25 protein-coding genes are annotated in these 26838 nt (G+C 62.2%); 12 read left to right on the top strand and 13 right to left on the bottom strand.

Going from position 1 to position 26838, the window contains the following annotated elements:
- Window positions 1–7 precede the first annotated feature (7 nt).
- Genes hscA through iscX form a run of 3 tightly spaced genes read left to right on the top strand, consistent with a single transcriptional unit; the run spans window position 8 to window position 2471 of the window.
- Window positions 8–1873 (top strand): Fe-S protein assembly chaperone HscA, encoded by a 1866-nt coding sequence (gene hscA, locus B0B13_RS08200; RefSeq protein ID WP_076787811.1) that lies wholly within the window; start codon window positions 8–10, stop codon window positions 1871–1873.
- A gap of 38 nt (window positions 1874–1911) precedes the next feature.
- Window positions 1912–2253 carry an ISC system 2Fe-2S type ferredoxin gene (gene fdx, locus B0B13_RS08195; protein ID WP_076786681.1) on the top strand — a complete coding sequence of 114 codons (342 nt, stop codon included), beginning with the start codon at window positions 1912–1914 and terminating at the stop codon, window positions 2251–2253.
- Between the two features lie 20 nt (window positions 2254–2273).
- The gene (iscX, locus tag B0B13_RS08190) at window positions 2274–2471 is read left to right on the top strand and encodes a Fe-S cluster assembly protein IscX (protein WP_076786684.1); all 198 of its coding nucleotides are present in this window, start codon (window positions 2274–2276) and stop codon (window positions 2469–2471) included.
- A 51-nt stretch (window positions 2472–2522) separates the two neighbouring features.
- On the opposite strand, the gene B0B13_RS08185 is transcribed toward iscX, so the two are convergent.
- The 6 genes from B0B13_RS08185 to B0B13_RS17170 form a co-directional block, all read right to left on the bottom strand.
- The gene (locus tag B0B13_RS08185) at window positions 2523–3167 is read right to left on the bottom strand and encodes a glycine zipper 2TM domain-containing protein (RefSeq protein WP_076795602.1); all 645 of its coding nucleotides are present in this window, start codon (window positions 3165–3167) and stop codon (window positions 2523–2525) included.
- A gap of 221 nt (window positions 3168–3388) precedes the next feature.
- Window positions 3389–4921, bottom strand: coding sequence for a lysine--tRNA ligase (lysS, locus tag B0B13_RS08180; RefSeq protein WP_076795600.1), 1533 nt, complete (start codon window positions 4919–4921; stop codon window positions 3389–3391).
- A gap of 18 nt (window positions 4922–4939) precedes the next feature.
- Window positions 4940–6044, bottom strand: a protein-coding gene (gene prfB, locus B0B13_RS08175) for a peptide chain release factor 2 (RefSeq protein WP_175972439.1) whose coding sequence is annotated in 2 segments (ribosomal slippage) — window positions 4940–5971 and window positions 5973–6044 — 1104 coding nt in all. Because the reading frame shifts where the segments join, the coding sequence is not laid out codon by codon here.
- A 45-nt stretch (window positions 6045–6089) separates the two neighbouring features.
- On the bottom strand, window positions 6090–7793 hold the full coding sequence (gene recJ / locus B0B13_RS08170; protein WP_076795597.1) for a single-stranded-DNA-specific exonuclease RecJ: 1704 nt from the start codon (window positions 7791–7793) through the stop codon (window positions 6090–6092).
- A gap of 10 nt (window positions 7794–7803) precedes the next feature.
- Window positions 7804–9000, bottom strand: a complete 1197-nt coding sequence (locus B0B13_RS08165) for a regulator (protein WP_139337094.1) — start codon at window positions 8998–9000, stop codon at window positions 7804–7806.
- A gap of 84 nt (window positions 9001–9084) precedes the next feature.
- Window positions 9085–10782 (bottom strand): YadA-like family protein, encoded by a 1698-nt coding sequence (locus tag B0B13_RS17170; RefSeq protein ID WP_083703686.1) that lies wholly within the window; start codon window positions 10780–10782, stop codon window positions 9085–9087.
- A 537-nt stretch (window positions 10783–11319) separates the two neighbouring features.
- Here B0B13_RS17170 and B0B13_RS08155 point away from each other — a divergent pair.
- The 4 genes from B0B13_RS08155 to B0B13_RS08140 all read left to right on the top strand — a co-directional run bounded on the left by B0B13_RS08155 (window position 11320) and on the right by B0B13_RS08140 (window position 16888).
- Window positions 11320–12573 (top strand): lipoprotein-releasing ABC transporter permease subunit, encoded by a 1254-nt coding sequence (locus tag B0B13_RS08155; RefSeq protein WP_076795592.1) that lies wholly within the window; start codon window positions 11320–11322, stop codon window positions 12571–12573.
- Window positions 12574–12577: 4 nt separating this feature from the next.
- Window positions 12578–13303, top strand: a complete 726-nt coding sequence (locus B0B13_RS08150; RefSeq protein WP_235090560.1) for an ABC transporter ATP-binding protein — start codon at window positions 12578–12580, stop codon at window positions 13301–13303.
- A 52-nt stretch (window positions 13304–13355) separates the two neighbouring features.
- Window positions 13356–14144 (top strand): TatD family hydrolase, encoded by a 789-nt coding sequence (locus B0B13_RS08145; RefSeq protein WP_076786699.1) that lies wholly within the window; start codon window positions 13356–13358, stop codon window positions 14142–14144.
- A gap of 89 nt (window positions 14145–14233) precedes the next feature.
- Entirely contained in the window at window positions 14234–16888 is a 2655-nt protein-coding gene (locus B0B13_RS08140; RefSeq protein WP_076797224.1) for a ComEC/Rec2 family competence protein, read from the top strand.
- A 102-nt stretch (window positions 16889–16990) separates the two neighbouring features.
- On the opposite strand, the gene B0B13_RS08135 is transcribed toward B0B13_RS08140, so the two are convergent.
- The 4 genes from B0B13_RS08135 to B0B13_RS08115 form a co-directional block, all read right to left on the bottom strand.
- Entirely contained in the window at window positions 16991–17563 is a 573-nt protein-coding gene (locus tag B0B13_RS08135) for a thiamine phosphate synthase (protein WP_076786701.1), read from the bottom strand.
- A 449-nt stretch (window positions 17564–18012) separates the two neighbouring features.
- Window positions 18013–18408, bottom strand: a complete 396-nt coding sequence (locus B0B13_RS08125) for a type II toxin-antitoxin system VapC family toxin (RefSeq protein WP_076786703.1) — start codon at window positions 18406–18408, stop codon at window positions 18013–18015.
- Window positions 18405–18638, bottom strand: a complete 234-nt coding sequence (locus tag B0B13_RS08120; RefSeq protein ID WP_076795584.1) for a type II toxin-antitoxin system Phd/YefM family antitoxin — start codon at window positions 18636–18638, stop codon at window positions 18405–18407. Before B0B13_RS08120 ends, B0B13_RS08125 begins: the two co-directional genes overlap by 4 nt.
- A gap of 31 nt (window positions 18639–18669) precedes the next feature.
- The gene (locus tag B0B13_RS08115; RefSeq protein WP_083703685.1) at window positions 18670–18891 is read right to left on the bottom strand and encodes a hypothetical protein; all 222 of its coding nucleotides are present in this window, start codon (window positions 18889–18891) and stop codon (window positions 18670–18672) included.
- 301 nt (window positions 18892–19192) lie between these two features.
- On the opposite strand from B0B13_RS08115, the gene B0B13_RS08110 reads away from it, so the two are divergent.
- The 5 genes from B0B13_RS08110 to ftsB all read left to right on the top strand — a co-directional run bounded on the left by B0B13_RS08110 (window position 19193) and on the right by ftsB (window position 24677).
- Window positions 19193–19996: an alpha/beta fold hydrolase gene (locus B0B13_RS08110; protein ID WP_076795581.1), complete on the top strand. Its 804-nt coding sequence runs from the start codon at window positions 19193–19195 to the stop codon at window positions 19994–19996.
- Between the two features lie 50 nt (window positions 19997–20046).
- Entirely contained in the window at window positions 20047–21732 is a 1686-nt protein-coding gene (pyrG, locus tag B0B13_RS08105; RefSeq protein WP_076786710.1) for a CTP synthase, read from the top strand.
- A gap of 18 nt (window positions 21733–21750) precedes the next feature.
- Window positions 21751–22605, top strand: a complete 855-nt coding sequence (gene kdsA / locus B0B13_RS08100) for a 3-deoxy-8-phosphooctulonate synthase (protein ID WP_076786713.1) — start codon at window positions 21751–21753, stop codon at window positions 22603–22605.
- Between the two features lie 201 nt (window positions 22606–22806).
- Window positions 22807–24090 (top strand): phosphopyruvate hydratase, encoded by a 1284-nt coding sequence (gene eno, locus B0B13_RS08095; protein ID WP_076786715.1) that lies wholly within the window; start codon window positions 22807–22809, stop codon window positions 24088–24090.
- Window positions 24091–24218: 128 nt separating this feature from the next.
- On the top strand, window positions 24219–24677 hold the full coding sequence (ftsB, locus tag B0B13_RS08090; RefSeq protein WP_076786717.1) for a cell division protein FtsB: 459 nt from the start codon (window positions 24219–24221) through the stop codon (window positions 24675–24677).
- 120 nt (window positions 24678–24797) lie between these two features.
- On the opposite strand, the gene B0B13_RS08085 is transcribed toward ftsB, so the two are convergent.
- The 3 genes from B0B13_RS08085 to B0B13_RS08075 all read right to left on the bottom strand — a co-directional run bounded on the left by B0B13_RS08085 (window position 24798) and on the right by B0B13_RS08075 (window position 26807).
- Entirely contained in the window at window positions 24798–25163 is a 366-nt protein-coding gene (locus tag B0B13_RS08085) for a hypothetical protein (RefSeq protein WP_076797223.1), read from the bottom strand.
- A 99-nt stretch (window positions 25164–25262) separates the two neighbouring features.
- Window positions 25263–26216: an Hsp33 family molecular chaperone HslO gene (hslO, locus tag B0B13_RS08080; protein WP_076786720.1), complete on the bottom strand. Its 954-nt coding sequence runs from the start codon at window positions 26214–26216 to the stop codon at window positions 25263–25265.
- Window positions 26217–26282: 66 nt separating this feature from the next.
- A complete protein-coding gene (locus B0B13_RS08075) occupies window positions 26283–26807 on the bottom strand; it encodes a gamma carbonic anhydrase family protein (protein WP_076795579.1) in 525 nt (174 codons plus the stop codon).
- Between the last annotated feature and the right edge of the window lie 31 nt (window positions 26808–26838).

Below are 26838 nucleotides of genomic sequence, written 5' to 3'. Positions count from 1 at the left end.
GATAAAGATGGCCTTACTGCAAATCTCCGAACCTGGCATGGCGCCGGCGCCGCATCAGCGCCGAATCGCCATCGGTATCGACCTTGGGACAACCCACTCGCTGGTGGCTGCGGTGCGCAACAGCATCCCGGAGGTGCTGCCTGACGACGAAGGGCGGGCGTTGCTGCCGTCCGTCGTTCGCTACCTGCCTAGCGGTGGACGCAAAATCGGTTATCCGGCGAAGGAAGACGCGGCGCTGGATCCGCGCAACACGATTGTCTCGGTCAAGCGCTTTATGGGGCGCGGCAAGGCCGACGTGCAGGATCTGGACAATGCACCTTACGCGTTCATCGATGCGCCGGGCATGCTCCAGCTGCAGACCGTGGACGGCGTGCGCAGTCCGGTCGAAGTCTCCGCGGAGATTCTCGCGACATTGCGGCAGCGCGCCGAGGATACGCTCGGTGACGATATAGTCGGAGCCGTCATCACAGTTCCCGCGTATTTTGACGACGCACAGCGGCAAGCCACGAAAGATGCTGCTCAGCTTGCCGGCTTGAATGTGTTGCGCTTGTTGAACGAGCCGACCGCCGCGGCCATCGCCTATGGGCTGGACAGCGGTGCGCAAGGGCTATACGCGGTGTATGACTTGGGTGGCGGCACATTTGACTTGTCGGTGCTCAAGCTCACGCGCGGGGTGTTTGAGGTGCTGTCCACGGGCGGCGATTCGGCGCTGGGCGGCGATGATTTCGATCAGGCGCTGTATCGGCATGTGCTGAACCGCGCGGCGCTCGGCACGCTGCCGCCGCAGGACGTGCGAGCGCTGCTGGATGCGGTGCGTGTCGCGAAGGAAACGCTGTCGGATCAGGATGAGACCGTACTCGATGTCACGTTATCCTGCGGCCGGCGCGTCGTGCTGACGCTCACGGAAGCCGAATTCGCGACGATGACCCAGCCGCTGGTTGAACGTACGTTGGCGCTCACGCGCAAGGCGTTGCGCGATGCGAAGGCGGGGCCGCAGGACTTTGACGGCATCGTGTTGGTGGGCGGCTCGACGCGTATGCGTGGCGTGCGGCGTGCTGTCGAACAGTATTTCGGCAAGGCGCCGTTGACCGACTTGGATCCGGACCAAGTCGTCGCACTGGGCGCCGCGATCCAGGCCGACGTGTTGGCCGGCAACCGGCGCGAGGGTGACGACTGGTTGCTGCTCGACGTGATACCGTTGTCGCTCGGATTGGAGACGATGGGCGGGCTGGTGGAAAAGATCATTGCGCGGAACTCGACGATTCCTGTGGCACGGGCGCAGGAATTCACGACGTTCAAGGATGGCCAGAGCGCGATGGCCATTCACGTGGTGCAAGGCGAGCGTGAATTGGTGTCCGACTGTCGCTCGCTCGCGCGTTTCGAGTTGCGCGGCATTCCGCCGATGGCCGCTGGCGCCGCTCGGATCCGCGTCACCTTCCAGGTCGATGCGGACGGGCTGTTGTCCGTGTCCGCTCGCGAAATGCAGTCGGGCACGCAGGCCGCAGTGGTCGTCAAGCCGTCGTACGGGCTGGGTGACAACGATATCGCGCGGATGCTCGAGGATAGTTTTAGCAGCGCGGAGCGCGACATGCATGCAAGGGCGTTGCGCGAAGCACAAATTGACGCGCGGCGTCTGGTGGACGCAACCGACGCGGCGCTGGCGGTCGATGGGGAATTGCTTGACGCTGCTGAGCGTGCCGACGTCGATGCCAAATTGAACGCGCTGCGCGCCGTGGTCGACGGCGATGACGCGGACCGCATTGACGAGGCGACGAAAGCCCTGGCGGCCGCGACCGACGAGTTCGCTGCGCGGCGCATGGACAAGAGTATTCGTGGCGCGCTCGCTGGCCGTAAGCTTGATGAAATTGGCTGATCGTTGTCGCTACTGTCGCTTTACAGGACTGTTTTCCCATGCCTCAAATTGTTGTTTTGCCCCATGTCGAATTGTGTCCCGAGGGAGCGGTGCTTGAAGCCGAGCCTGGCAAGAGCGTCTGCGATGCGTTGCTGGATGCTGGAATCGAGATCGAGCATGCGTGCGAGAAGTCGTGCGCGTGCACCACTTGCCACGTGATCGTGCGCGAAGGATTCGATGCGCTGGCGCCGTCCGAGGAGGATGAGGACGACCTGTTGGACAAGGCTTGGGGCCTGGAGCCGACTTCCCGGTTGTCGTGTCAGGCCAAGGTGCCGCAAAATGCGGATTTGGTGATCGAGATTCCAAAATACTCGATCAATCATGCGAAGGAAAACCACTGAGTCCAAGGAGGGCGGCAGCGATGAAATGGACCGACACGAACGACATCGCGATGGCACTGACCGATGCCCATCCCGACGTTGACCCTCAATACGTGCGTTTCACCGACCTGCATCGATGGGTGACGGAACTGGACGGCTTTGACGACGACCCGGAGCGCTCGAGTGAAAAGATTCTCGAGGCGATCCAGACTGCGTGGATCGAAGACGCCGACTACTAAACCTCGCGCACCTCCCCTATCTGCGTCGCTGGCGCCCCAGTCTGTAGCGTGTCAACCGGCGTGCGTTAGCGCGCCGTTTTCAATTTGTACGCGCTCGCCGGGCTGGAAGGAGGGGGGCTGCCGGTACGTGAAGTAGCGCAGCTTGCCGTTCTGCATCCGTACGTGGACCCGATAGTCCGTTTCGCTGCGCATATGTTTCTCGACCGAGTTGCCGGCCAGTCCACCGCCGAGTGCGCCGAGCAGCGTCATCGCGGTACGTCCACCGCCGCCGCCGAACTGATTGCCGATCACGCCGCCTGCTACCGCACCGCCGACCGCGCCGAGTCCTGTGCTATGGCCTTCGCGCCGAACGGGAACGACCGACTCCACGGTGCCACATGATGCGCACGCCGCCGCACGGGGCGGTGCATATTGTGGCTCGGTGCGGGGCCCAGCGCCATGTTGCGCGTAGCCGACGGGCGGTGTGGGCATGGCTGCACCGCTCGATTGCCGCGCACGTGGCGCATACGACGCGACGGCATCCATGGCCGGTTGCTGCGCGGTTTGGGTGATGGGCACGGCATCGCTGCGCGCGCTACTGCTGCTGGATGCATTGGGCAGCCACCCCGTGACGGCCGCGGTCGCGGCCAAGCTAGCAATGATGACCCCGACCGCGGCGGTCGCGACCAACGGGTGAAGTTTGCGTGGGCTTTCCATTTTTTGACCTTCACGAAAGGGGCGCTTTTCGATTGCGCCTAGTCTCCGCGATGCCCCGCCTGTTGTCGGTTTCAAGTTGTAACCAATTGCGGCATATCGGCCGTCGCACCCGTGTCGCTTTACCGTTTGTTACAAATAATTAGGGCCGGCAATTGCCGGCCCGCAGGGCGACGTTGGCGCACGGACCCGCTCGCGGCTGACCGTACGCGCGTATTGCCGTGTCAATCCTCGCGCCGCAGGTGCGGGAATAGAATCACGTCACGGATGCTCGGGCTGTCGGTCAGCAACATCACGAGCCGGTCGATGCCGATACCGCATCCACCGGTCGGCGGCATGCCGTATTCGAGCGCGCGGATGTAGTCGGCGTCGTAGTACATTGCTTCCTCGTCGCCGGCATCTTTCTGCTCGACCTGTTTGCGAAAGCGCGCCGCTTGGTCCTCCGGATCGTTCAGTTCCGAGAAGCCGTTTGCCATCTCGCGTCCGGTAATGAACAACTCGAAGCGCTCGGTAATGCCGGGGACCGTGTCCGACGCCCGCGCGAGCGGCGACACTTCCACCGGATAGTCGACGATATAGGTCGGCTCCCACAACTGCGCTTCAGCGGTTTCCTCGAACAAGGCAAGCTGCAGCGCGCCCACGCCGGCGTTGCGCAACGGCGCGTCGTGGGTATCGACGCCGAGCCGGCGCAATTCGGCACGCAGCCAGTCGCTGTCAGCAAGCTGTGCGTCGCTGTATTGCGGCGCATACTTCTGGATCGCGCCGGTGATCGTTAAGCGGTGAAAGGGCTGACTCAAGTCCAGTTCGCGCCCTTGATAGTGGATCGTCGTCGTCCCCCGCGCGTCCAGCGCCGCTTGCCGGATCAACTGCTCAGTGAAGTCCATCAGCCAGCGGTAGTCGGTGTACGCGGCGTAGAACTCCATCATCGTGAATTCCGGATTGTGCCGCGGCGAGATCCCTTCGTTGCGGAAATTCCGGTTGATTTCGAATACGCGGTCCAATCCGCCGACGATCAGCCGTTTCAGGTACAGCTCCGGCGCGATGCGCAGGAACATCTGCATGTCCAGCGCATTGTGGTGCGTGATGAACGGCTTGGCCGCCGCGCCGCCCGGGATCGGGTGCAGCATCGGCGTCTCCACTTCCATAAAGCCCGCATTCGTCATGAACTGGCGAATCGATGCGATCGCGCGCGTACGTGCCTGGAACGTCTGGCGCACTTCGGGCGTGACGATTAGATCCACGTAGCGCTGCCGGTAGCGCGTTTCCTGGTCGGACAACCCATGAAACTTATCCGGTAGCGGTCGGATGGCCTTGGATAGCAGCCGCAGCTCGGTGCAGCGTACCGATAGCTCGCCCTTATTGGTCCGGAACAGCACGCCGTGCGCCGCGATGATGTCGCCCAGGTCCCATTTTTTGAAGGCCTCGTAGACATCGGCACCGACGTCAGCCGGCGTGATGAAGAACTGGATTTGACCGGTGCCGTCTTGCACGGTCGTGAAGCTTGCCTTGCCCATCATGCGCTTGAGCATCATCCGGCCGGCAATCGATACGTTGAGCGCATGCGCCTCGAGGGCGTCCTTGTCAGTGTCGGCAAAGCGAGCGTGTAAATTCGCCGCGCTGTTTTCCGGACGGAAGTCGTTCGGATACGCGATACCTTGCTCGCGCAGCGCCCGCAACTTGTCGCGGCGCTCCGCAATGATCGCGTTGTCGTCGCTGTCGATGCCGGCCTGCGTGGCATGGGGATTCTTGTCGGTCATGGTCAATTGCGCTCGCAGTTATACGCCTTGCTTGAGGCTCGCGCTGATGAAATCGTCAAGGTCTCCGTCGAGCACCGCACGTGTGTTGCTCATTTCGACGTTTGTGCGCAAGTCCTTCACGCGGCTCTGGTCAAGCACGTACGAGCGGATCTGGTGGCCCCAGCCCACGTCGGTCTTGCTCGATTCGAGCTTGTCCTGTTCGGCTTGGCGTTTGCGCATCTCCACCTCGTACAGCCTCGATTTGAGCATCGCCATTGCCTCGGCGCGGTTTCGATGCTGTGAGCGGTCGTTCTGGCACTGCACGACGATGCCTGACGGCAAATGCGTGATGCGCACCGCCGAGTCGGTCTTGTTGATGTGTTGGCCGCCGGCCCCGGATGCGCGAAACGTGTCGATGCGCAGGTCGGCCGGGTTGACGTCGATGTCGATCGATTCATCCACTTCCGGATACACGAACACCGACGAGAACGACGTATGGCGGCCGCCAGATGAATCGAACGGCGACTTACGCACCAGGCGGTGGATGCCGGTCTCGGTGCGCAGGTAGCCATAGGCATACTCGCCTTCGACCTTGATCGTCGCATTCTTGATGCCCGCCACTTCGCCATCGGACTGCTCGAGCACTTCGGCCTTGAAGCCCTTACGCTCGCAGTAGCGCAGATACTGGCGCAATAGCATCGACGCCCAGTCCTGTGCCTCGGTGCCGCCGGCGCCAGCCTGGATGTCGACGAAGCAATTGTTCGGATCGGCCGGATTATTGAACATCCGGCGAAACTCGATATCAGCCACGCGGCGCTCCAGGGCCTGCACGTCGCGCTCGCAGGCCAGTAGCGTGTCATCGTCTTGTTCCTCGTTGGCCAGCTCGAACAGCTCCTGCGTGTCCGTCAGGTCGCCGCTCAGCGCCGAGAGCATCTGCACGACCGCGTCGAGTAGCTTCTTCTCACGACCGAGCGCCTGCGCTTGCTTCGCGTCGCTCCAGACGTTCGGGTCCTCGAGCGCGGTGTTGACTTCCGTTAGGCGGGTTTGTTTCGCATCGAAGTCAAAGATACCCCCGTAGCTCTGCCGCGCGCTTGCGCAGGTCGGCGAGGGTCGCTTCGATCGCGTTCAGACGTTCTGCTTCCATGTCGATCGGGGCCTTGCAAAAAGGGTAAATTATAGCGGATCGACATCAGGACGCCGCATGCTCGACGACCAACTGCACACGCGACACACCATTCCAAGTATCGCGCACGAGTCGGTAGGCGAACAGCGCCCGTGCCGGAAGCGTGTCGATGTGATTGAACCAAATTGCCGCAAAGCGCTGGCGCCCGCGGGCAAGCTGCAACTTCAAATGCCGTTCCTTGACGAGTGACTGAGACAGCACATCGAATTCCCCCGAAAAAACCGGCGCCGGGAAACCTTGGCCCCATACCGCGTTGTCGATCAGCTCAACGAACGATGGCGTGTGATACGCGTCCTCTAGCTCGCCGTCGGTCTCGATCTGTCGCGCGAGTGCGTCCTCGTTCAGCCATTCGCGCGCTAGCGCCTCGAATACCGCCGCGAAACGCGGCACGTTGTCGGTGCGCAGCGTGAGGCCGGCGGCCATCGCGTGGCCGCCAAAGCGCTCGATCAGTCCGGGCTCCCGCTTGGAGACTAGGTCCAGCGCGTCGCGCAAGTGAAAGCCTGGGATCGAGCGTCCCGAGCCTTTCACACGCTCGCCCGACTCGTCGGCCGGCGCGAACGTGATCGCTGGCCGGTGGAAGCGCTCCTTGAGCCGGCCGGCGACGATGCCGATCACGCCCTGGTGCCACGCCGGGTTGAATAGCGTGATCGTGGCCGCGTCACGCGGATCAAGCTGGGCGAGCTCGGCCAGCGCTTGCTCCTGCATTCCCGCCTCGATTTCACGCCGTTCGCGGTTTATTGCATCGAGTTGCTGTGCCAGCGCATCGGCGCGCTGCGCATCGTCGGTGACCAGGCATTCGATGCCAAGCGACATGTCGGAGAGCCGACCGGCCGCATTCAGTCGCGGCCCCAATGCAAACCCTAGGTCGAATGCGGATGCGTTGCGCGCATCGCGCGCGGCCACCCGGAAAAGCGCGGCCACGCCCGGTTGCATCTTGCCGTTACGGATGCGCTGAAGACCCTGTGCAACCAGCACGCGATTGTTCGCATCTAGCCGTACGACGTCGGCCACCGTGCCCAGCGCGACCAGGTCGAGCAGACCGTCCAGCCGCGGCTCGGGGCGGCCATCGAAGGTGCCGCGCTCGCGCAATAGCGCGCGCAGCGCCAGTAGCACGTAGAACATTACGCCGACGCCGGCCAGGTGCTTGCTCGGAAATGCGCAGCCTGGTTGGTTCGGGTTGACGATCGCGCGTGCCGCGGGCAGCGTGTCACCGGGCAGGTGGTGATCGGTAATCAGCACATCGATGCCGAGCGCGTTGGCAGCCGCCACGCCGTCTACGCTGGCGATCCCGTTGTCGACAGTGACCAGCAGGTCGGGGCGTGCGCCAGAGCGGCGGGCGGCCAGTTCGACGATATCCGGCGTCAATCCGTAACCGTATTCGAACCGGTTGGGCACCAGGTAGTCGATGTGCGCACCGAACAGGCGCAGGCCACGCACGGCCACCGCGCATGCCGTTGCGCCATCGCAATCATAGTCGGCTACCACCAGGATTTGCCGTCGCGCGTCAATCGCATTGGCCAGCAGCGCGGCCGCAGCGTCGACGCCTGAGAGCTGCGTTGGTGGCAGGAGTCGCGCCAGCACGGTTTCCACGTCGGCGGGCGTACCGATGCCGCGCGATGCATACAGCCGCGCGAGCACCGGATGGATGCCATGCCGCGCAAGGGCATGCGCGTCGGCGGGTGGGCAGGTTCGGGTGACGATTCGGGTCATGGGCGCGGGCTCACGGCAACAGCGACGCAAATGACCGGCGTCGCCAGAATTTTTTCATGTCGATGGGGCGCACGACGAGCGTCGTCATGCCGGTGTCGCCGCACAGCGTCAACGTGAGTTCCGCGAGTTCGCGGCGCTCTAACGCTGCGAGCGCTGGCGCGAACCAGTCGCGCTCCAGCACCGCGAACGCGGCGCGAAAGCGCGGCCAGTCCTGCTGCACAAATGGTGCGCTCAGTGGATCGAGTTCGACCAGCGTCACACCGGTTGTGCCACGACCCGCGGCGCGGGCCGCGGCCTGACCGCTGGTTTGTTGCCGCAGCGTGTCGAAAGTGGCGGGCGGCATCTCCAACGCCGCGCCGGACGCGAGCGCTAGCCCACGCGTAGCGGTTGCCTGCGATAGCACGCGCTCGAAGGGCCGCGACACTGGCGTCATGCGCCCTTGCGCGTAAAGCCAGATCGAGTTGGCGGCGGGCAACCCGCGTGCTTCTCGAGCTTGGTTGACCGGATGCTCGAACCAAGCCATCTGGACCTCGTTTTGCAGCTTCATCCACGTGCGCGGCCGGTGGCCGGTATGGGCTTCGTGTGGCAGCCAGATTTCGATGTTGCGTCCGGCGGCGCGCAGTGGTGCCGCGCTGGCCAACGAGCCGAGTTGCTCACTCGACAAGTACCAGCGCAGCGGCGTCGGGGCAGCCAGTTCTACGCCGAGTTCCTCAATGAGGGGCCGCGCGACGGTGAGTAGCGCGGCCGCGTCATCTGTCGAAAGCTGCAGCGTCTTGGGATCGACCAGCACCAGATGATCATGCGCGACCTGCACATGAACGGGCTCGACGCATGCCCAGACCGCATCACGCGGTTCGCCGCCGTCCGCAAGCAGCATGTACGGGGCGAGCGGCGCATCATCGTCAGCATCGAACGGGTCTGTCCGCCCGTTCGATGCTGCATCGTCTGCTTGCTGGCGCGGCGCAGTCGATGCGGCGGCATGGCCGACGCCGAAACAGCGGGCGACCCATCGCTCGTGTGGCAATGTGCGCTGGAAATCGTCCCCGATCACGCGTTCGACAAGCGTCGCGCGTTCGAGCAACCTGTCTAGTGCCGGCTTATCCAGGTTCTGTAGCGCAGGCTGCGCGTTGGCCGCGGTGGGCAACGCAAAGGGCAGCAGTAGGTGGAGGCGGGAAACGGGGTGTGTGACATGCATGATGGAGCGCATTGTAGGGCAATCCACCGGTCATATCGACCTCGCTCGCCTATCGCGCGTCATCTGTCGCGCGAGCGCACGCTTTGCGCCTCACCCTCACCATTGAAAACCGCCTGCTGCGACCATTCCAACGTAGCCACGGCCGTTCGCGTTTGCGGCAACTTTCAATACCCAGCGGTTATTCGGCGTCACGTGCGATATGCCAAGCGCCACACCGTACTGGCCGCGATAAGTCGCACCGGCGAACGTCATCAGGCTCTTGCCGGGCAAGGTTGGCTGTGGCAGCCCCGCTACCGCCATCGCTGCTGCGGTGCCCGCCGATGCGTTACGGTCCACCTGGGCTAGCGCCTCATCCATTTGCGCCTTGTTCACTGCGTCGGTGGGCTGCGTGCCGCGTGCGACGTCCGTAATCCTGCGTTCATGGCCGGGCTCGCCGACCGAGACGCGGGTGTCGTCGACGTGGATATCCAGTTGTTCGGCCAGAAGCGAGGGTAGGTCAGCCCCAATAAATTCGCGCAGCCGCCCCTGTGCAGCGCCGTGCCCGCATTCGCCGGGTTGGTCGCAGGAGAGGGTATCATCGTGAGCCGACGCCACATTGTCTGCTAGCATAGGCCCGGCATGGCCGCTGCTATTCTGGAGCGCCCGCCAAGCGGCACGGAGATCGTCGGCGGTCATCGGTTCGACGACCCCGCCTGGGTCCGCTGACACAACTTTGGCATGGCCGCCTGGGTCCGCGGGAGCACGCTCGAAGGGCCCGTCTTGGTTCACCAGCGCAACTTCGGCATGCCGGCCTTCGTCTGCCGGCGCAGGTTCAGTATGGCGGCTTTTGTCTGCCAGCACAAGCGCCGGTTGGCTGTCGGTGTTCGTCAGCTGGGGCCCCGGACGCACTTCATTGTCCGCCAGCATGGGCTGCAAAGACCCACCGTCATTCGCGTTAGCCAACTCTGCTTGCAGCGATACCGTGGTGGATGACTCTGCAACGACCGTGTCTTTTGAGTTTTTGTACCGATTGCCCGAGTTGTCCTTTGCGCTTCTGTTTTTTTTTGTTTGTCCTTCTAGTTGATCTACCCTGTTCCCCAGTATTGCTAACTCATTTTTTATTGTTTCCTTGTGCTCCGTCAATTGGTTTTTTGTCGTCAATGCGAGTTCGTTTATGGTCTCTGTGATTTTTCCGTAATGCCTATATGATTGATCTCGGATATCTTTTATTTGATCCTGAGTTGTTGTGTTTGCATTATTTAGCTTATTGATAAGTGATTTATTGTTGTGTGCTATCTGCTTCACGGCGCTATTAAGTTCGGATATGTTTTGGTTTAGAGATGTTTTTAAATTCGCTTGTTCATTAGAATTTCTAGTTAACTTTTGACTAAGGTTGCCGATTTTGTGATTAATATTATTTAATTGATCTTCCGTTGTTAAGCTGATACGATCTATTTTTTGATTTATTGCTGTATTTTCTGTGGCGATCTGATTTGTAAATTTTAAATAAGCGCTATGGGTGTCTATCTTTAGTTTGTCCAATTTTTCTTTCGTTTTTGAATGGTCAACGTCCAATCTAATTAGCGCCGATTCAAAGGGCGCTAGTTTGCTTTTTGTGATATCTGTTATGATGCTTTCTAGGGCTAATTCTTCATAGCTTTGGTTGGATGCGGTGGCGTCATTGATAAATGACAGGGCTAAAACTACGCTGAATGCAGATAATTTTCTGGATATTTTGGGAATAACGAAGTCCGAGCGTCGGTAGAGTGGAGTGGTATAGCCCGTGATTTGTCGCGAATAATCAAATGCGGTCATTTTAAACCTTTGGTTGGCATTGAGTCAAAAAATGAAAATTCGGGAAAATGTACGCGGCAATACCGGGGAATGCAATCGAGCCGAACTATTCGTGCGGAATAAAAAAGGGGTATGGCGGCTAAAAATAGTTTGAACCGTTAACCATTGGCAATGGGGGAGTCAAATGAATAATGGCCCTGGGGCGATCCCGTTGCGCAAAACTTCAGGTCAGGTATTAGGCCAAAAAACTGGAATTTCGTCGGCCTGCTGAAGCAACAGCTCGTGTCGCCTGAAGGCAGGCGCCGTGCTCCAGTTTGAAGCCGCGCGTGTGATGGCTTGGGCCGCGAGATGGACATGAGCCGGAAGCGATGGCGGGTGCTCAGCATGCGCGAATCAACACGATCGCGCGTGTCCTGGGTGCGTCAGGCCAGCAGGTGGCCATCGGATCCGGCTATTGCGCATGTAGCGGCCAAAGGGCACCGTTGTGTGGCAAACTTCACTGTTACCTGCGGCGGTGTCCAGCAGCGGGATCAGTCAGCGTGGATACAAAGGATTGATTTGAAGCTCCCTTACGAATGGCAAATCGGCTTGCGCTATACGCGTACTGGCAAACGTTCTTCCGGCAACGGGTTTATTTCGTTCATTTCGCTGATTTCAATGTCGGGCATCGCGCTCGGCGTCGCGGCGCTGATTGTCGTGCTGTCGGTGATGAACGGCTTTCAGAAGGAAGTGCGTGACCGGATGCTGTCGGTGCTGGCGCACATCGAGATCTTCTCGCCAACCGGCTCGATGCCAAACTGGCAATTGACTGCCGACGAGGCGCGCGAAAATCCGGCGGTGATCGGCGCGGCCCCGTACGTCGACGCGCAAGCGCTGCTCACACGGCAAAGTGCGGTCAACGGCGTCGCGTTGCGCGGCATCGACCCGGCGCTGGAGCCGCAGGTATCCGACATCGGTGCTGAGATGAAGGCGGGCCGGCTAGCCGATCTGCAGCCGGGATCGTTCGGCATTGTGCTCGGCGTTGATCTGGCAAGTGCGATGGGCGTGAGCGTCGGCGACAAGGTCACGTTGGTGGCTCCGGAGGGCACCATCACGCCGGCCGGCATGCTGCCGAGGCTCAAACAGTTCACGGTCGTCGGCGTGTTCGAGTCCGGTCATTACGAGTTCGACAGCACGCTGGCGATGGTATCGATCGCCGATGCGCAGGCGCTGTTCCGGTTGAGCGCGCCCAGCGGCGTGCGGCTCCGGATCAAGGACATGCAACGCGCGCCGGAAGTTGCGCGACAACTCGCACGATCGTTGTCCGGTGACCTGTATATCCGCGACTGGACGCAGCAGAACAAGACATGGTTTTCGGCGGTACAGATCGAGAAACGGATGATGTTCATTATCCTGACGCTGATCATTGCGGTCGCTGCCTTCAACCTCGTCTCCTCGCTGGTGATGACGGTCACTGACAAACAGGCCGATATCGCGATCCTGCGCACGCTTGGCGCGCAGCCGCGCTCGATCATGAAGATTTTTGTGATTCAGGGCGTGACCATCGGCTTCGTGGGCACCGGCCTCGGCATTGCGCTTGGTTGCGCCCTCGCCGTCAGTATCCCGTGGCTGGTACCGTTGATCGAGCGTGTGCTGGGCTTCCAATTCCTGCCGCCGTCGATCTACTTCATCAGCGAACTGCCCAGCGACTTGATCGCGGCTGACGTGGTGAAGATTGGCGCGATTGCGTTCGCGCTGTCTGCGCTCGCGACACTGTATCCGAGCTGGCGGGGTGCGCGCGTGCGTCCGGCTGAGGCATTGCGCTATGAGTAAAACAATGAACGAGCAGCAAATCGTGCTGGCCGCGACTGGCCTATCGAAGACCTTTGTGCAGGGCGGCCAGCCGGTGCCGGTGCTGGCCGACGCGCAACTGCACGTGTATCGTGGCGAGAAGCTGGCCATTGTCGGCGCGTCTGGCTCCGGCAAGAGTACGTTGCTGCATCTGCTGGGGGGGCTCGACGAGCCCAGTGCGGGGCATGTCGCGCTATTGGGCCGACCGTTCTCGCACTTGGCTGAGCGTGAGCGCAACGATTTGCGCAATTGCGCCCTGGGTTTCGTCTATCAGTTCCACCATCTGCTGCCCGAATTTACCGCGCTGGACAACGTCGCGATGCCGCTGCAGATCCGCCGGATGCCGATCGATGGCGCGCGTCGCGAGGCGTTGGCCACGCTGGAGCGCGTCGGCGTCGCGCATCGCGCGAAACACCGGCCAGCAGAGCTTTCCGGGGGCGAGCGGCAGCGCGTGGCGATCGCGCGCGCGCTGGTGACGCGGCCCGCCTGCGTACTGGCGGACGAGCCGACCGGCAACCTCGATGGCCATACTGCGGAAACGGTGTTTCAGCTGATGTTGGAATTGTCACAGACGTTCGAGACGAGCTTCGTGATCGTCACGCACGACATCGAGCTGGCCGCGCGCTGCGACCGGGTACTGCGCCTGCGAGATGGTGTGCTGCACGTTGAAACAACGGTGGCGCGCGCCGCGCTTGCCAAGACGATAGTCTGACGACGGCTCGGTTTGTGCCGTGTCGCACCGGCGTGGGCAGCGAGGAACCCTAATGTGGATCGATACCCATTGTCATTTGGATGCATCCGAATTCGATGCGGACCGGGCTGCCGTGGCGTCGGCAGCGCGCGATGCGCAAGTGTCGCGCATTGTGATTCCAGCGATCGCCCGTTTCAACTTCTCGGCGGTGCGCGAGTTAGCCCATTGCGTGAACGGGGGCGCCTATGCATTGGGCATCCACCCCCTGTACGCGCCGGCCACGCAGGACGAAGATCTCGCGGTGCTGCGCAGTGAGATCCACGCCAGCCTAGATGATCCGCGCTTTGTTGGCATCGGCGAAATCGGTCTGGATTTCTTCGTGCCGGGGCTGGATGCGGTCCGTCAGCGCGAGATCTATACGGCACAGTTGAAGATGGCGCGCGACTTCGACTTGCCGGTGATCTGCCACGTGCGCAAGTCGCAGGACTCGGTGATCGCCGAGTTGCGACGCTTCAACGTCGTGCGGGGTATCGCGCACGCATTCAATGGCAGCTTTCAGCAGGCCGATGCGTATATCGCACAAGGCTTCAAGCTCGGTTTTGGCGGCAACGTGACGTTTGAGCGTGCCCGACGCATCCGCCAGCTCGCGGCGCAATTGCCGCTCGATGCGCTGGTCATGGAGACCGACGCGCCAGATATTGCGCCGGAGTGGATTAACAAGAGGCGCAACACGCCCGACCAAGTGCCACGCATTGCGGCGGTGATTGCGGCCATGCGTTCACTGACGTTGCCGCAACTGGCCCTCTGTACAACGGCCAACGCGCATGCCGCGTTGCCGCGGCTCGCCCTCGCACAGCGATAATCGAATTTTGCATTCAGGCTGTATTCAGGCGTTCCGGATGGTTGTCGTTACGCAATCCGTCGCGCACGAACGCCCGGCCGAGGGGGATGATGCTTGCACGATTATGCGCGTTCGTCGTGGGCACTGGTGTGTTGCAGTGGCAGCCCAGTTTGCCGGACGTTGCCGGTTGGTTCGCCTGGGGTGCGGCAGTGCTCGCCGTCGCCGGGGTAGCATGTATCACGTATCGTGCGCGGGCAGCGGGGCGTGCCAGTTGTCACAAGTCGTGGCTGATGCGGGCGGCGAGCATCGGGTGCGCGGCACTGCTCGGCTTTGGCTACGCGGCGTGGCGCGCGCATAGCGCGCTGTCAGATGCTTTGCCGCCGCAGTGGGAGGGGCGCGATGTGACCCTAACCGGCACGGTGCGTGGCTTGCCGTCGCGCGATGCGCGCGGGCTTCGCTTTTTGTTTGACGTTGAGTCAACCTCGCCCCGGATCGAGCGGTTTCCCCGCACCGTCCAGTTGAGCTGGCTTGCCGCGTTCGGCCGGCAACCGTCGGCGACGCTTGTGCCGGGCGGGCGCCATACGCTCGTTGCGAGACTCAAGCGGGTGCATGGCAATGGCAATTTCGGATTGCCAGACACCGATGTGCGGCAACTGGCGCGCGGCGTGCGTGCGCTGGGCTACGTGCGCCACCTGCGGACCGATTCGCACTGGCAATCGGTGGCGTCTCCCGGCTCGCCACACGCGTCCGATATTGAGCGGGGCCCCGGTATCCGGGCGATGCTCAACGCTGTGGATCGTCGGCGTGCGTCCATTCGCGCGCGGATCGAGCAGGTCTTGTCCGAGTCTGCCCAAACGGGGACGGGCAGCGGCAGCGGCGAGCCCGCGGGTTCACATGCCGGGATCGTGATTGCGCTGGCGATCGGCGTACAGGATGCGATTACGGAGCCGGACTGGGAGCGACTGCGCCGTACCGGCACTAATCACCTGATGGCCATATCGGGCTTGCATATCGGCTCGGTTGCGGCGTTGGCTGCCACGATCATTGCCCTGGCCTGGCGCCGCGGTTTCGGCGTTGTGCCGGCGTTGCCGCTGCACGTGCCGGTTCCTATCGCATGTTGTGTCGGTGCGATGCTCGCCGGTGCCGGTTATGCCGCTCTCGCCGGGCTGGGCATTCCCGCTCAGCGCACGGTTGCCATGCTGTCGATCGCGACGCTTGCCTATGCGAGCGGGCGGCGCGTTGACCCGTTGCTGGTCCTCGCGTGGGCGCTCGTGATCGTGGTGTTGGTCGATCCGTGGGCAACGTTGTCGGCGAGCACGGCGCTATCGTTCGGTGCGGTCGCGGCCATCGTGGTGGCGTTGCGCTGCGCGGGCTGCCACCCGCCGCAGCGAGACGACGAACCGGACTGGCCGTCACTCGATCCGGCCGATACGTTGCCGCAGGCCAGCACGAGCAGGCCGGGCGAGCGGCCTGCTGTTATGCCTGGCCCACATCCGGCTAAGGCCTTAGGCGTGCTCGCGGCTCGCACGCGCGCCGCGGTGCGTGGGGTACCAGCACGGCTGGCGTTGGCCATGCGCGTGCAATGGGCGGTGACGCTCGGTCTTGCGCCGTTGACGGTCGTCTGGTTCTCGCAGATTCCGGCACTCGGTCCGGTGGCCAATGCTATCGCGATTCCGTGGGTCAGTACCCTGGTCGTGCCAGCCGTGCTGCTCGCCATTGCGATCCCGGCGCCATGGGACGCGCTGCTATTGCAATTGGCGCACCGCCTGGTGCAGTGGCTGTTTGCCATACTGGATGCGCTGGCTTCGCCCACGTGGGGCGTGTGGCACTTGCCGGCGCCCGAGCCGGCCGCGCTGCTGCTCGCGCTCGTCGGCGCGGCTTGGATGCTAGGGCCACGGGGTTGGCCATTGCGCGCGGCCGCGCCCATCTTGTGGCTGCCATTGCTGTGGCCGGCACCGCGGGCGCCACTCGCTGACGGTTTTCGCGTCACAGCGCTCGATATTGGGCAGGGCACCGCCGTGCTGGTCGAGACCGCGCGGCGACGACTGCTGTTCGATGCCGGTCCGGGCCCGGAGGCGGGCAATGCGGGGCAGCGTATCGTCGTGCCGTTCCTGCGCGCGCATGATGTGAACGCATTGGACATGCTGGTCGTCAGTCATCGTGATGTCGACCACGCGGGCGGCGTGCCTGCGGTGTTGGCCGACATGCCGATCGCGCAGATGCAGGCCTCGTTGCCGCCCGCTCATCCGTTGTGGGCGCGTGCCACCGCGTGCGGCGCAATCACGCGGGCGTGCCGTGCCGGGGAGCGATGGCGATGGGACGGCGTGACGTTCGAATTCCTGTGGCCGACGGATGCGGCAGATCCGCGCAAGCCGAATGCAACAGCATGCGTGCTGCGCGTCTCGAATGCGCTTGGCGCAGTGTTGATCGCATCAGATATCGAACGGGCCGCCGAGCGGGCGCTGGTTGAACGGCATGGGCCGGCATTGAGCAGTGACGTGCTGATCGTGCCGCACCATGGCAGCAAAACGTCATCGACGGATGCGTTTCTCGATTCGGTACGGCCGCGTATGGCGGTATTTCAGGTAGGTTACCGCAATCGCTTTGGTCATCCACACCCGCTGGTCGCCGCGCGTTATCGTGTGCGCGGCGTCGATATGCTGCGCAGCGATAACGATGGCGCGGTGCGTATCGACAGCGGGGTGTCTAGCTGGGTGGTCGATGCATATCGCCGCTCACGCAGGCGCTATTGGACCGGGCGCTGATCAGGGCATGGCCGCGGCGCAACGCGTGCCGATCGGCGTTGCACTAGACCCGTCGGTCGTCAACGCGTCTCGTCGGTCATCAATGCGTCCAATGGCGGGCGATCAAGGCTTCCAGAAGCAACGAATGCCTGCGATGCCGTACGCTCCGTGTTGTTCGGCCCGGGGTAATGCATCCGTTGATAGGCCGCCCAGTGCATAGACGGGCAGCAGAGTCTGCGAGGCCAGCGCGAGAAAGCCATTCCATCCCAGCGGTTCGGTGTCGGGATGGCTAGCGGTCGGCAGCACGGGCGAGAGCGTGACGAAATCCACACCGATGGACTGAGCCTTTTGCAGTTCTGCGATCGTGTGGCACGACGCTGCCACCAGTTTTCCTGCTGGCAGCGGGCGTTCCTCGCATGCCATCAGGCTTTGACTGTCCAGGTGCAGTCCGTCGACGTGCCGGTGTGCGCGGCGCGGAGCGTGGGCGTTCAACAGTAGAAGGGCATGATGCTGTTGGCACAGGGGCATCGCTTGCTCGGCCAAGCGCATGTAATCGATGGCATTCAACTTCTTTGAGCGAAGCTGGACCAATTCAATTCCCGAGTCCAGTGTCCGCTTCAACTGTTCGAGAAATAGCACGGGATGGTCGGCATCATAGGGATCCGGCGTGATCAGATATTGTTTGGGTAGAAACATCGGGGTAAAAGTATCTGGGCCATGGCATCGAAGGCCGCCGGCGGCTCACGGTTGTCTGTGGTGGCGGCATCGACAGTGCAGCGACTGCACCGCCGTTGATGCCGATAACACCCGCTGATTCGCCAACGTCCGCCAGCGCGACCATGAAACTGATAGGATGGCAAAATATCACCGGATTGACCGCCCGGACCGCTGCCGGCAATGTCCCACTTGACGGCAGCGGCTTGATGGTCGCTACCGACGAATTGTGGTCACTCATTGGACCGTTGCTGCCGACGCGGGTGCTACGGAATCACCGATCAGCCTAAGACTCACGCCGAAACCTATCATCTTCGTTGTATGGGACATGATGCGCCTCGATTTGCGGCGTGCCGAGCGCTACCGGCTCTCGTGCTACCTTTGAAGCCCAGGTGTCAAAATCACGTGCTTCGATCATGTTTCCAGTCCTGTTACCAGACGGTCTTGACGTGCTTGTAGGCGCGAATCTTCTCATCTCGAGTCACCAATGGTACAGCCAGCTTTCGCGCGGTCGCTACGATCATGCGATCGGCCGGGTCCTGATGAAACTTGCCCGGTAGATCTACCGACTTTAGGCCAATTTCAACATCTACAGGCACAAAGCGAACGGCGTCGATCGCGGAGACGGTCGTGAGCCAGCTTGCGACGTCCATCGACAGAACTAACTTTTCGCGCTCAACGAGCATTGCAATTTCCCAGGCGGAGATTGCAGACACCACAATCTGCCCATCATTCAACTCCCGCTCTATAGTCGTTTTGGCCTTTTTGCTCAGGGCGTCGTCACCGTTTGCCCACCAGACCAGCGCGTGCGTATCGAGGACAATCACTGGGCGGCATCCCACTCAACGTCAACCGGTTCGGTCGGGTCGTCGTAACGGGTAACGGAGCCACGCAAAACGTCGAGGGGACTCCGCTCATGATTGCGGTACGGTCGAACCTCCAGCGTCGGTTTACCGTGATCGGTCACGACGACGCTCTCGCCAGACGCTTCGACCTGGCGAAAAAATTCAAGCGCCTTCGCCTTGAATTCAGACTTCGAAACTTGGTTGATTTCCATTGGTGTCTCTATAGTCACATGACCATAGGCATTATATCATGTCATGGCGAAAATGACTGGTTGTACAAGTCATTTTGACCGCGTCGAGCGCCTTGTTGACGAACTCCGGACCGTTATCGACCTGAATCAGGTTGAGGCGTCGTCCTCGTTGGCGCAACTGCTCGAGTACACGTGCCATACGGGCACCTGGCAGCGAGAAGCCGACGCCGATGTGCGGGCACTCCCGATTCCACGTGTCGATGAGGGTCAACATTCAAACGCGCCGGCCGTTCGCAAGTGCGTCCGCGACGCAGTCTATTGTCCAACTCTCGTCTACGCCATTGGGTGTCGCATCACAGTGGTATGGAGGCACGGCGTGGTCCGACCGAGGCTTTTCTCAATTCCACACGTTCGCACATCGCGCTATTTCAAGTAGCCTATCGCCATTGGCCCGGCCATTTGACCGCGGCCGGTCGCCGCCTTGTCGCGCGCCGCATCGGTCGGCTGCGCCACGGCGTTGCGCAACGCGGCGGCGCCTATAACGCCTATAACAAGAGAAACAGGAGAGACTGTCGTTGAAAAGCGTGATTCACTTCTCGCATGCGAACGGGTTCCCCGCCTCGACATACCGAACGATCTTTGCCGAGTTGGCCGACGACTACGACGTGCGGTTCATCGAGCGGTACGGACATGATCCGCGCTATCCGGTCACGCACGACTGGCCGCATTTGGTCGACCAGTTGCTCGACGATGTGGCGGCACGACTGGAGCAGCCGGTGTGGCTGGTCGGTCATTCGTTGGGCGGTTATTTGTCGGTGATAGCCGCGCTGAAGAAACCTCATTGGGTCAAGGGTGTGGTGATGCTCGATTCGCCGCTGATCGCCGGTTGGCGCAGCCGGCTGCTGGGCGTCACGCAGTGGGCCGGCCTGGACGAGCGGCTTTCGCCGGCGGTGCTCACCCGCAAGCGCCGCACGCATTGGCCCAGTCGCGACGAAGCATGGCGGCATTTCAAGCGCAAGCAGGCTTTCGCGCGCTGGGACGAGCGCATGTTCGCAGACTACATTGATCATGGGATTCCGCCCCTTGGTCTCGGCGGCACCCGTGCACTGGCGTTCGACCGGGATATTGAATATCGGATCTACCGCACGCTACCTTGTACGCTGGGTGCGCACCTCGCCCATGGCGCGCCCGTGCCGGTCGGATTCGTGGCCGGCACGCATTCCCGAGAGGTGCGGCAGGTCGGGCTCGATGCGACACGGCGCATCGTCGGTCCCCATTTTGAATGGATTGACGGCTCGCATTTGTTTCCCATGGAGCGGCCGTTCGATACCGCTCGCGCGATCCGGCGCCTGCTGCGTGACTTGGAGCGGGGCGCTTAGAGAAAGCCGGGCTTTCGAGTATAATCCGGCTTTCCCGCGAGCATCCAGCGATGACCAAATATGTATTTGTCACCGGCGGCGTAGTTTCCTCCTTGGGCAAGGGCATTGCCGCCGCCTCCCTCGCCGCGATCCTCGAGTCGCGCGGTCTCAAAGTCACTTTACTGAAGCTTGATCCCTACATTAACGTCGATCCCGGCACGATGAGCCCGTTTCAGCACGGTGAAGTGTTCGTGACCGAGGACGGCGCCGAGACGGATCTGGACTTGGGACACTACGAGCGCTTCATCAGCACGAAGATGCGCCGTGCCAACAACTTCACGACGGGCCAGATCTACGAGTCGGTGATTCGCAAGGAGCGCCGCGGCGAGTACCTTGGCAAGACGGTCCAGGTCATTCCGCATATCACGAACGAGATCCAGGCGTTCATCGAGCGCGGTGCCGCGTCGGCGACATGCGGCGAGCCGGATGTCGCGATCGTCGAGATCGGCGGCACGGTCGGCGACATCGAATCGCTGCCGTTCCTAGAGGCAGCCCGGCAGATGAGCTTGCGGCTCGGGCGCCACAGCGCGTGCTTCGTGCATCTGACGTTGGTGCCGTTTATTGCGACGGCCGGCGAACTGAAAACCAAGCCGACGCAGCACAGCGTGCAGAAGTTGCGGGAAATCGGTATTTCACCGCACGTACTGCTGTGCCGCGCCGATCGCCGGATCCCAGATGACGAGCGCGCTAAGATCTCGATGTTCTCAAACGTGCCGCAGGATGCGGTGATCTCCGTGTGGGATGTGGACAGCATTTACAAGATCCCGCAGATGTTGTACGACCAGGGCCTGGACGAGATCATCTGCGACGAGCTGAAGTTCGCGCCGAATCCGGCCGATTTGACGCTGTGGTCGGACCTGGTATACCGGCTCGAGCACCCAGAGCACGAGGTCACGATCGGCATGGTCGGCAAGTATGTCGAACTCACCGAATCATACAAATCGTTGATCGAGGCGCTGCGCCATGCGTCTTTGCATACGCTCACGCGTGTGAACATCGAGTACATCGACTCGGAGCAGATCGAGACAGAGGGCGTCAACAGCCTCGCGCACTTGGACGCGATCTTGGTGCCGGGCGGTTTCGGCCGGCGTGGCACGGAAGGCAAGATCAAGGCGATCCGCTACGCGCGTGAGGCAAAGGTGCCGTATCTGGGAATCTGCCTGGGCATGCAACTGGCGGTGATTGAATTTGCGCGCCATGTCGCGAACCTGCAGCGGGCCAACAGCACTGAGTTCGATCCGTCGACGCCGAATCCGGTCGTCGCGCTGATTACCGAATGGTACGACCGCGATGGCACCGTCGAAAAGCGCAGTGAATCGTCGGATCTGGGTGGCACGATGCGGCTGGGCGCACAACGCTGTCCGGTTAAGCCGGGTACGCGCGCTGAGCAGATTTACGGCAATGATGTCAACGAGCGGCATCGGCATCGCTACGAGGTCAACAATCATTTCGTGCCGGCGCTCGAAGCCGGCGGGATGATCATTAGCGCGCGCACGCCGACCGAGGACTTGCCGGAGATGATGGAGTTGCGCGGAGACCTGCATCCGTGGTTCGTCGGCTGCCAGTTCCATCCCGAGTTCACCTCGACGCCGCGCAATGGCCATCCGCTGTTCAAAGCCTACGTGGAGGCCGCACTCGCGCGTCGCCAACAACGCGAGCATGGCGAGAAGGTGGCGGCTGCGCTGCGCGCCCATTAACGCAGGCCGGGAGTCAACATGAAACTATGCGATTTCGAGGTCGGCCTGGACAAGCCGTTCTTCCTGATTGCTGGCCCCTGTGTGGTCGAGTCCGAGCAGATGGCGCTCGATACCGCCGGCCGGCTCAACGAGATCTGCGCTGCGCTGCGCATTCCGTTCATTTATAAGTCATCGTACGATAAGGCCAACCGCAGTTCGGATAAATCGTTCCGCGGAGTCGGCATGGACGAGGGCCTGCGTATCCTCGGCGAGGTGCGTCGCCAGATCGGCGTGCCGGTATTAACCGACGTGCACGCGGAGGATGAGATCGACGCGGTCGCATCGGTCGTTGATGTGCTACAGACGCCCGCATTCCTGTGCCGGCAGACCGATTTCATTCACGCGTGCGCCCGTTCGGGCAAGCCCGTCAATATCAAGAAAGGGCAATTTCTGGCGCCGCACGACATGAAGAACGTGATCGACAAGGCGCGTTCGGCAGCCAGGGAAGCCGGGCTGTCGGTGGACCGCTTCCTTGCTTGTGAGCGCGGCGCTTCGTTCGGCTACAACAATCTGGTCTCCGACATGCGTTCGCTTGCGATCATGCGCGAGACTGGCGCCCCGGTGGTGTTCGACGCGACCCATTCGGTGCAGTTGCCTGGTGGCCAAGGCACCCAGTCTGGCGGGCAGCGCGAGTTCGTGCCGGTGCTGGCGCGTGCCGCGGTTGCGGTCGGCGTGGCGGGGCTGTTCATGGAGACGCATCCGGATCCCGCGCAGGCAAAGTCCGACGGCCCGAATGCGGTACCGTTGCAGCGGATGCATGCATTGCTGGAAACGCTGGTGACGCTCGATCGCGCGGTGAAATCCACGCCGCTGCTCGAGAACGATTTCAGCTGAGCCACGCGCAGTGTGACAGGCCGGTGGTGTCGCGAATGAACCTTGTCACGGTTCGGCGCGTCTGATCGGCAAGTCCGCACTGCCAGAGCACGGCGCGTGCATGCTGGCGGGCGGCATCGGGCGGCGACGCCGATCGGCGCAGACCGCTGCCCCGTTGACACAGCGTAGTCGAAACCGATTCATCCATCCTTTGAGGACATCATGAGTGCTATCGTAGACATCATCGGGCGCGAGATTCTCGATTCGCGCGGCAATCCGACCGTCGAATGCGACGTATTGCTCGAATCGGGCACGATGGGTCGCGCAGCGGTGCCGTCCGGTGCATCGACGGGGTCGCGCGAGGCGATCGAACTGCGCGACGGTGAAGCGGGCCGCTACAGCGGCAAGGGGGTGCTCAAGGCGGTTGAGCACGTGAACACCGACATCTCCGAGGCGATCATGGGCCTGGACGCGTCCGAGCAGGCGTTTCTGGACAAGACGCTGCTGGAGCTGGACGGCACCGACAACAAGTCGCGGATCGGCGCGAACGCGATGCTTGCCGTATCGATGGCGGTCGCGAAGGCCGCCGCCGAGGAGGCGGGTCTGCCGCTGTACCGCTACTTCGGGGGTTCCGGCGCGATGCAATTGCCGGTGCCGATGATGAATATCGTGAATGGCGGGGCGCACGCAAATAACAGCCTGGACATCCAGGAATTTATGATCGTGCCGGCGAGCCAGCCAACCTTCCGCGAGGCGCTGCGTTGCGGCGCCGAGGTGTTCCATGCGTTGAAAAAGATTTTGTCGGACCGCGGTATGAGCACCGCGGTCGGCGACGAAGGCGGCTTTGCGCCGAACTTTGGCAGCAACGACGAATGCCTGTCGACGATCCTTCAGGCGATAGAGAAGGCCGGTTATCGCGCCGGCGAAGACGTGCTACTTGCGCTGGACTGCGCGGCCAGCGAGTTCTACCACGACGGTAAGTACCAACTGGCCGGCGAGGGCCTGCAGTTGTCGTCGTCCGAGTTCACGGACTATCTTGCGACGTTGGCTGACAAGTTCCCGATCGTGTCGATTGAGGACGGCATGCATGAGAGCGATTGGGACGGTTGGAAGCTGCTGACTGATCGGCTCGGTAAGAAAGTCCAACTGGTCGGCGACGATCTGTTCGTGACTAATACGCGGATTCTGAAGGAAGGCATCGAGAAGGGCATCGCGAACTCGATCCTGATCAAGATCAATCAGATCGGGACGCTGACCGAGACGTTTGCGGCGATTGAAATGGCCAAGCGGGCCAGCTATACCGCTGTCGTGTCGCACCGCTCCGGCGAAACCGAGGATTCGACGATCGCCGACATCGCCGTCGGTCTGAACGCTGGCCAGATCAAGACCGGCTCGCTGTCGCGCAGCGACCGGATCGCCAAGTACAATCAGCTGCTGCGCATCGAAGAGGATTTGGGCGACATCGCGAGCTATCCTGGACGCTCCGCGTTCTATAACCTGCGCTGATGCAACGTGCTGGACGCGTGGCGACGCGGCCGGTGACCCGATAGGGGTCTTGTGACACGTGTGGCCGCCGCTCCCGATTCCGGGGCGGCGGCTTTGTGCAACCCACGCCTGCTCGGCGGCAGCTCGTTATGCGGCTCGTTACCGTTGTCTTGATCGGATTAATCGTGCTGATCCAGTTTCCGTTGTGGTGGGGCCACGGCGGCTGGCTGCACGTGCACGAGCTGCAGCAGCAACTCGCGGCGCAACAGAAGAAAAACAATGACTTGAAGCTGCGCAATGAGCGGATCGCCGGCGAAGTGCAGGACCTGCAAGCCGGGACTGCCGCGGTCGAGGAGCGGGCGCGCTACGAGATGGGGATGATCAAGGACAGCGAGGTGTTCGTGCAGTTTGTGTCGCCGAACGCCTCAACCGTGTCCGCGACGGCTACGCCGTCAATCCTGTCCACGCGCGCTCAGGTGTCGGCCCAACCGATGCGCGTGGTGCCGAACCCCGAGCCACGCATGAAGATGAAGGCCAGCCGGGTCGCGAAGGACACGGCTGTGCGACGTGCCGACAGCGCAGCGGGACGGCATAATCCTGGTTATTGATCCGGCGGTGATACTGGGATCCGGCGGTGACGTCGGTAGCCGGCGTTGCTCGGGATCCGGCGGTAACGCCGGACATCGCTAGTGCGTTGGCACCGGTCGCGGCAGGTCCAGTGCGCAGCATCACCAGCCCGGATAGTACCCTGGATAGCCCCATCCGCTGCCGACACCCCAGCCGGGTCTCCAGCGTCCGCTGTCGTATCCACCATACATCGGCGTGACCGCGTACGGATACCAGGACCACGCGCGCGCGTCGGCCTGCATGGCCGCGTCCTGCTCGCGCAACACCTGGCGACCGATTTCGTCATAGCGCCGTTTTTCTGCCGGGGTCAACGGCGTCGGTACGTGGTGGGGCGACTCCGGCAATTGGCTCAGCACGGTTTGCGGAGTGGGCGGGTAACTGACGGCGCAGCCGCCGAGCAGCAATGCCGACGCGGCGGCCAGAGCGCCAAACGCCGCCACGGTGGCGTGAGGGGAATACCTGTTCATGTCGATCTCCGTCGGCAGCGTCATGCCGTGTTCGTCGTGCTCGTCGTGCTCGCCGTGCGCGATGGCGCGCCGGCCGTGTTTCCTGCGCTGATCCGCCGTTCAATGTCGCTGCTGGCTTGGCGTGGCCGCGACGTTCAATGAGCGTTCATTGCCGTGGAAAAGTTGCGTGGCGTCGACCGCGTCGAATGCATAGCGCTGGTTGCAGAACTCGCAATGCACTTCTACATGGCCTTGCTCGACCAGGATGCTGTCGATCTCGTCACGTCCGAGCATTTGCAGCATCCCGCCGACCTTTTCGCGCGAGCAGGTACAGTTGAAACGCGTCGGCGCGGGGTCGAAGCGGCTGACGTTCTCTTGCCAGAACAATCGCCGCATCAGCGTATCCGGGTCGGCTGCGAGCATCTCGTCGGTCTTCAGCGTCGAGCCGAGGTGGCAGACCCGGTCCCACGTGTCGGCGTCGGTCTGTACTGCGCGTGGCACGATCCCGCCGTCGCCGGGCAATTTCTGCAACAGCATCCCGACCGCGCGTCGTTCGTCGGCCGCTAGCCACAACCGCGTGTCGAGCTGCTCCGAGTGGCGCATATAGTGCTCGAGCACCTGCGCGACGCTGTCCAGCGGGCCATCGTGCGCGTTGGTCAGGGGGACGATGCCCTGGTACGGCTGCTGGCCGGGAAGCTTTTCGTGCGGATCCAGCGTGATGACACAGCGCCCACGACCGTTCGCGTTGACCAACTCGGTCAGCGACGCAGTGTCGCTCAATGTGTCACATTCGCTACCCAGCTTGGCCGTGGCCCGCATCGACAAGTCGGAGCGGCACTGCACAACCAGCATCTTGACCGGCCCGTCGCCCAGTATCTGCACGACCAGCGTGCCATCGAACTTGATGTTGGCCGACAGCAGCGCAGCGGCGGCCAACATTTCGCCAAGCAACGTGCGCACCGGTACCGGATAGTCACGACGCACGAGGACTTCCTGCCACGTCTTTTCCAGCGTGACGACTTCGCCACGCACCGGCGCGGCCTCGAACATGAACTTTTGCAACTGGTCTGTCACGACTGACTTTCCTCGACTACGATAAATGGATAACGGCGCGGCGTCGGGCTTGCCTGATGGTCCGGATCAGCCGATGCGCACCAGGTTTTCCTTGAACAGCTGGCGCCGCTCGATGTAACTGCGCGCGTTTCTGTGCAGAGCTTGGATCTCGTCATCGTCGAGCTGACGCACCACGCGCGCCGGTGCTCCGAGGATCAGCGAATTGTCCGCAAACGTTTTGCCCTCGGTGACCACCGCGCCAGCGCCCACCAGGCAATGGCGGCCAATCACCGCGCCGTTCATCACCACGGCCTGAATGCCGATCAACGTGTTGTCATGGACCGTGCATCCGTGCAACATCGCCTGGTGCCCAATCGATACGTTCGTGCCGATGGTCAGCGCAAAGCCCGGATCCGTATGCATTACCACGCCGTCCTGCACGTTGCTGCCGGCGCCGATCGTCAACGGCTCGTTGTCGCCACGCAGCACCGCCGAAAACCATACGCTGGTGTTTTCGGCGAGCACGACCTGGCCAATCACCGTTGCGCTGTCGGCGACGAATGCAGATTCATGGATCGTCGGCGCGTCCTCGCCGAGCTTGTAGATCGCCACACTGCCTCCTTGTCGAAGTCCGGCCCCGCCG

It is taken from the genome of Burkholderia sp. b14, from assembly GCF_900156195.1.
Lineage (GTDB): Bacteria > Pseudomonadota > Gammaproteobacteria > Burkholderiales > Burkholderiaceae > Mycetohabitans.
The sequence above is the reverse complement of the archived record's forward strand: the minus strand, read 5'-3'. Positions and strand labels throughout refer to the sequence as shown.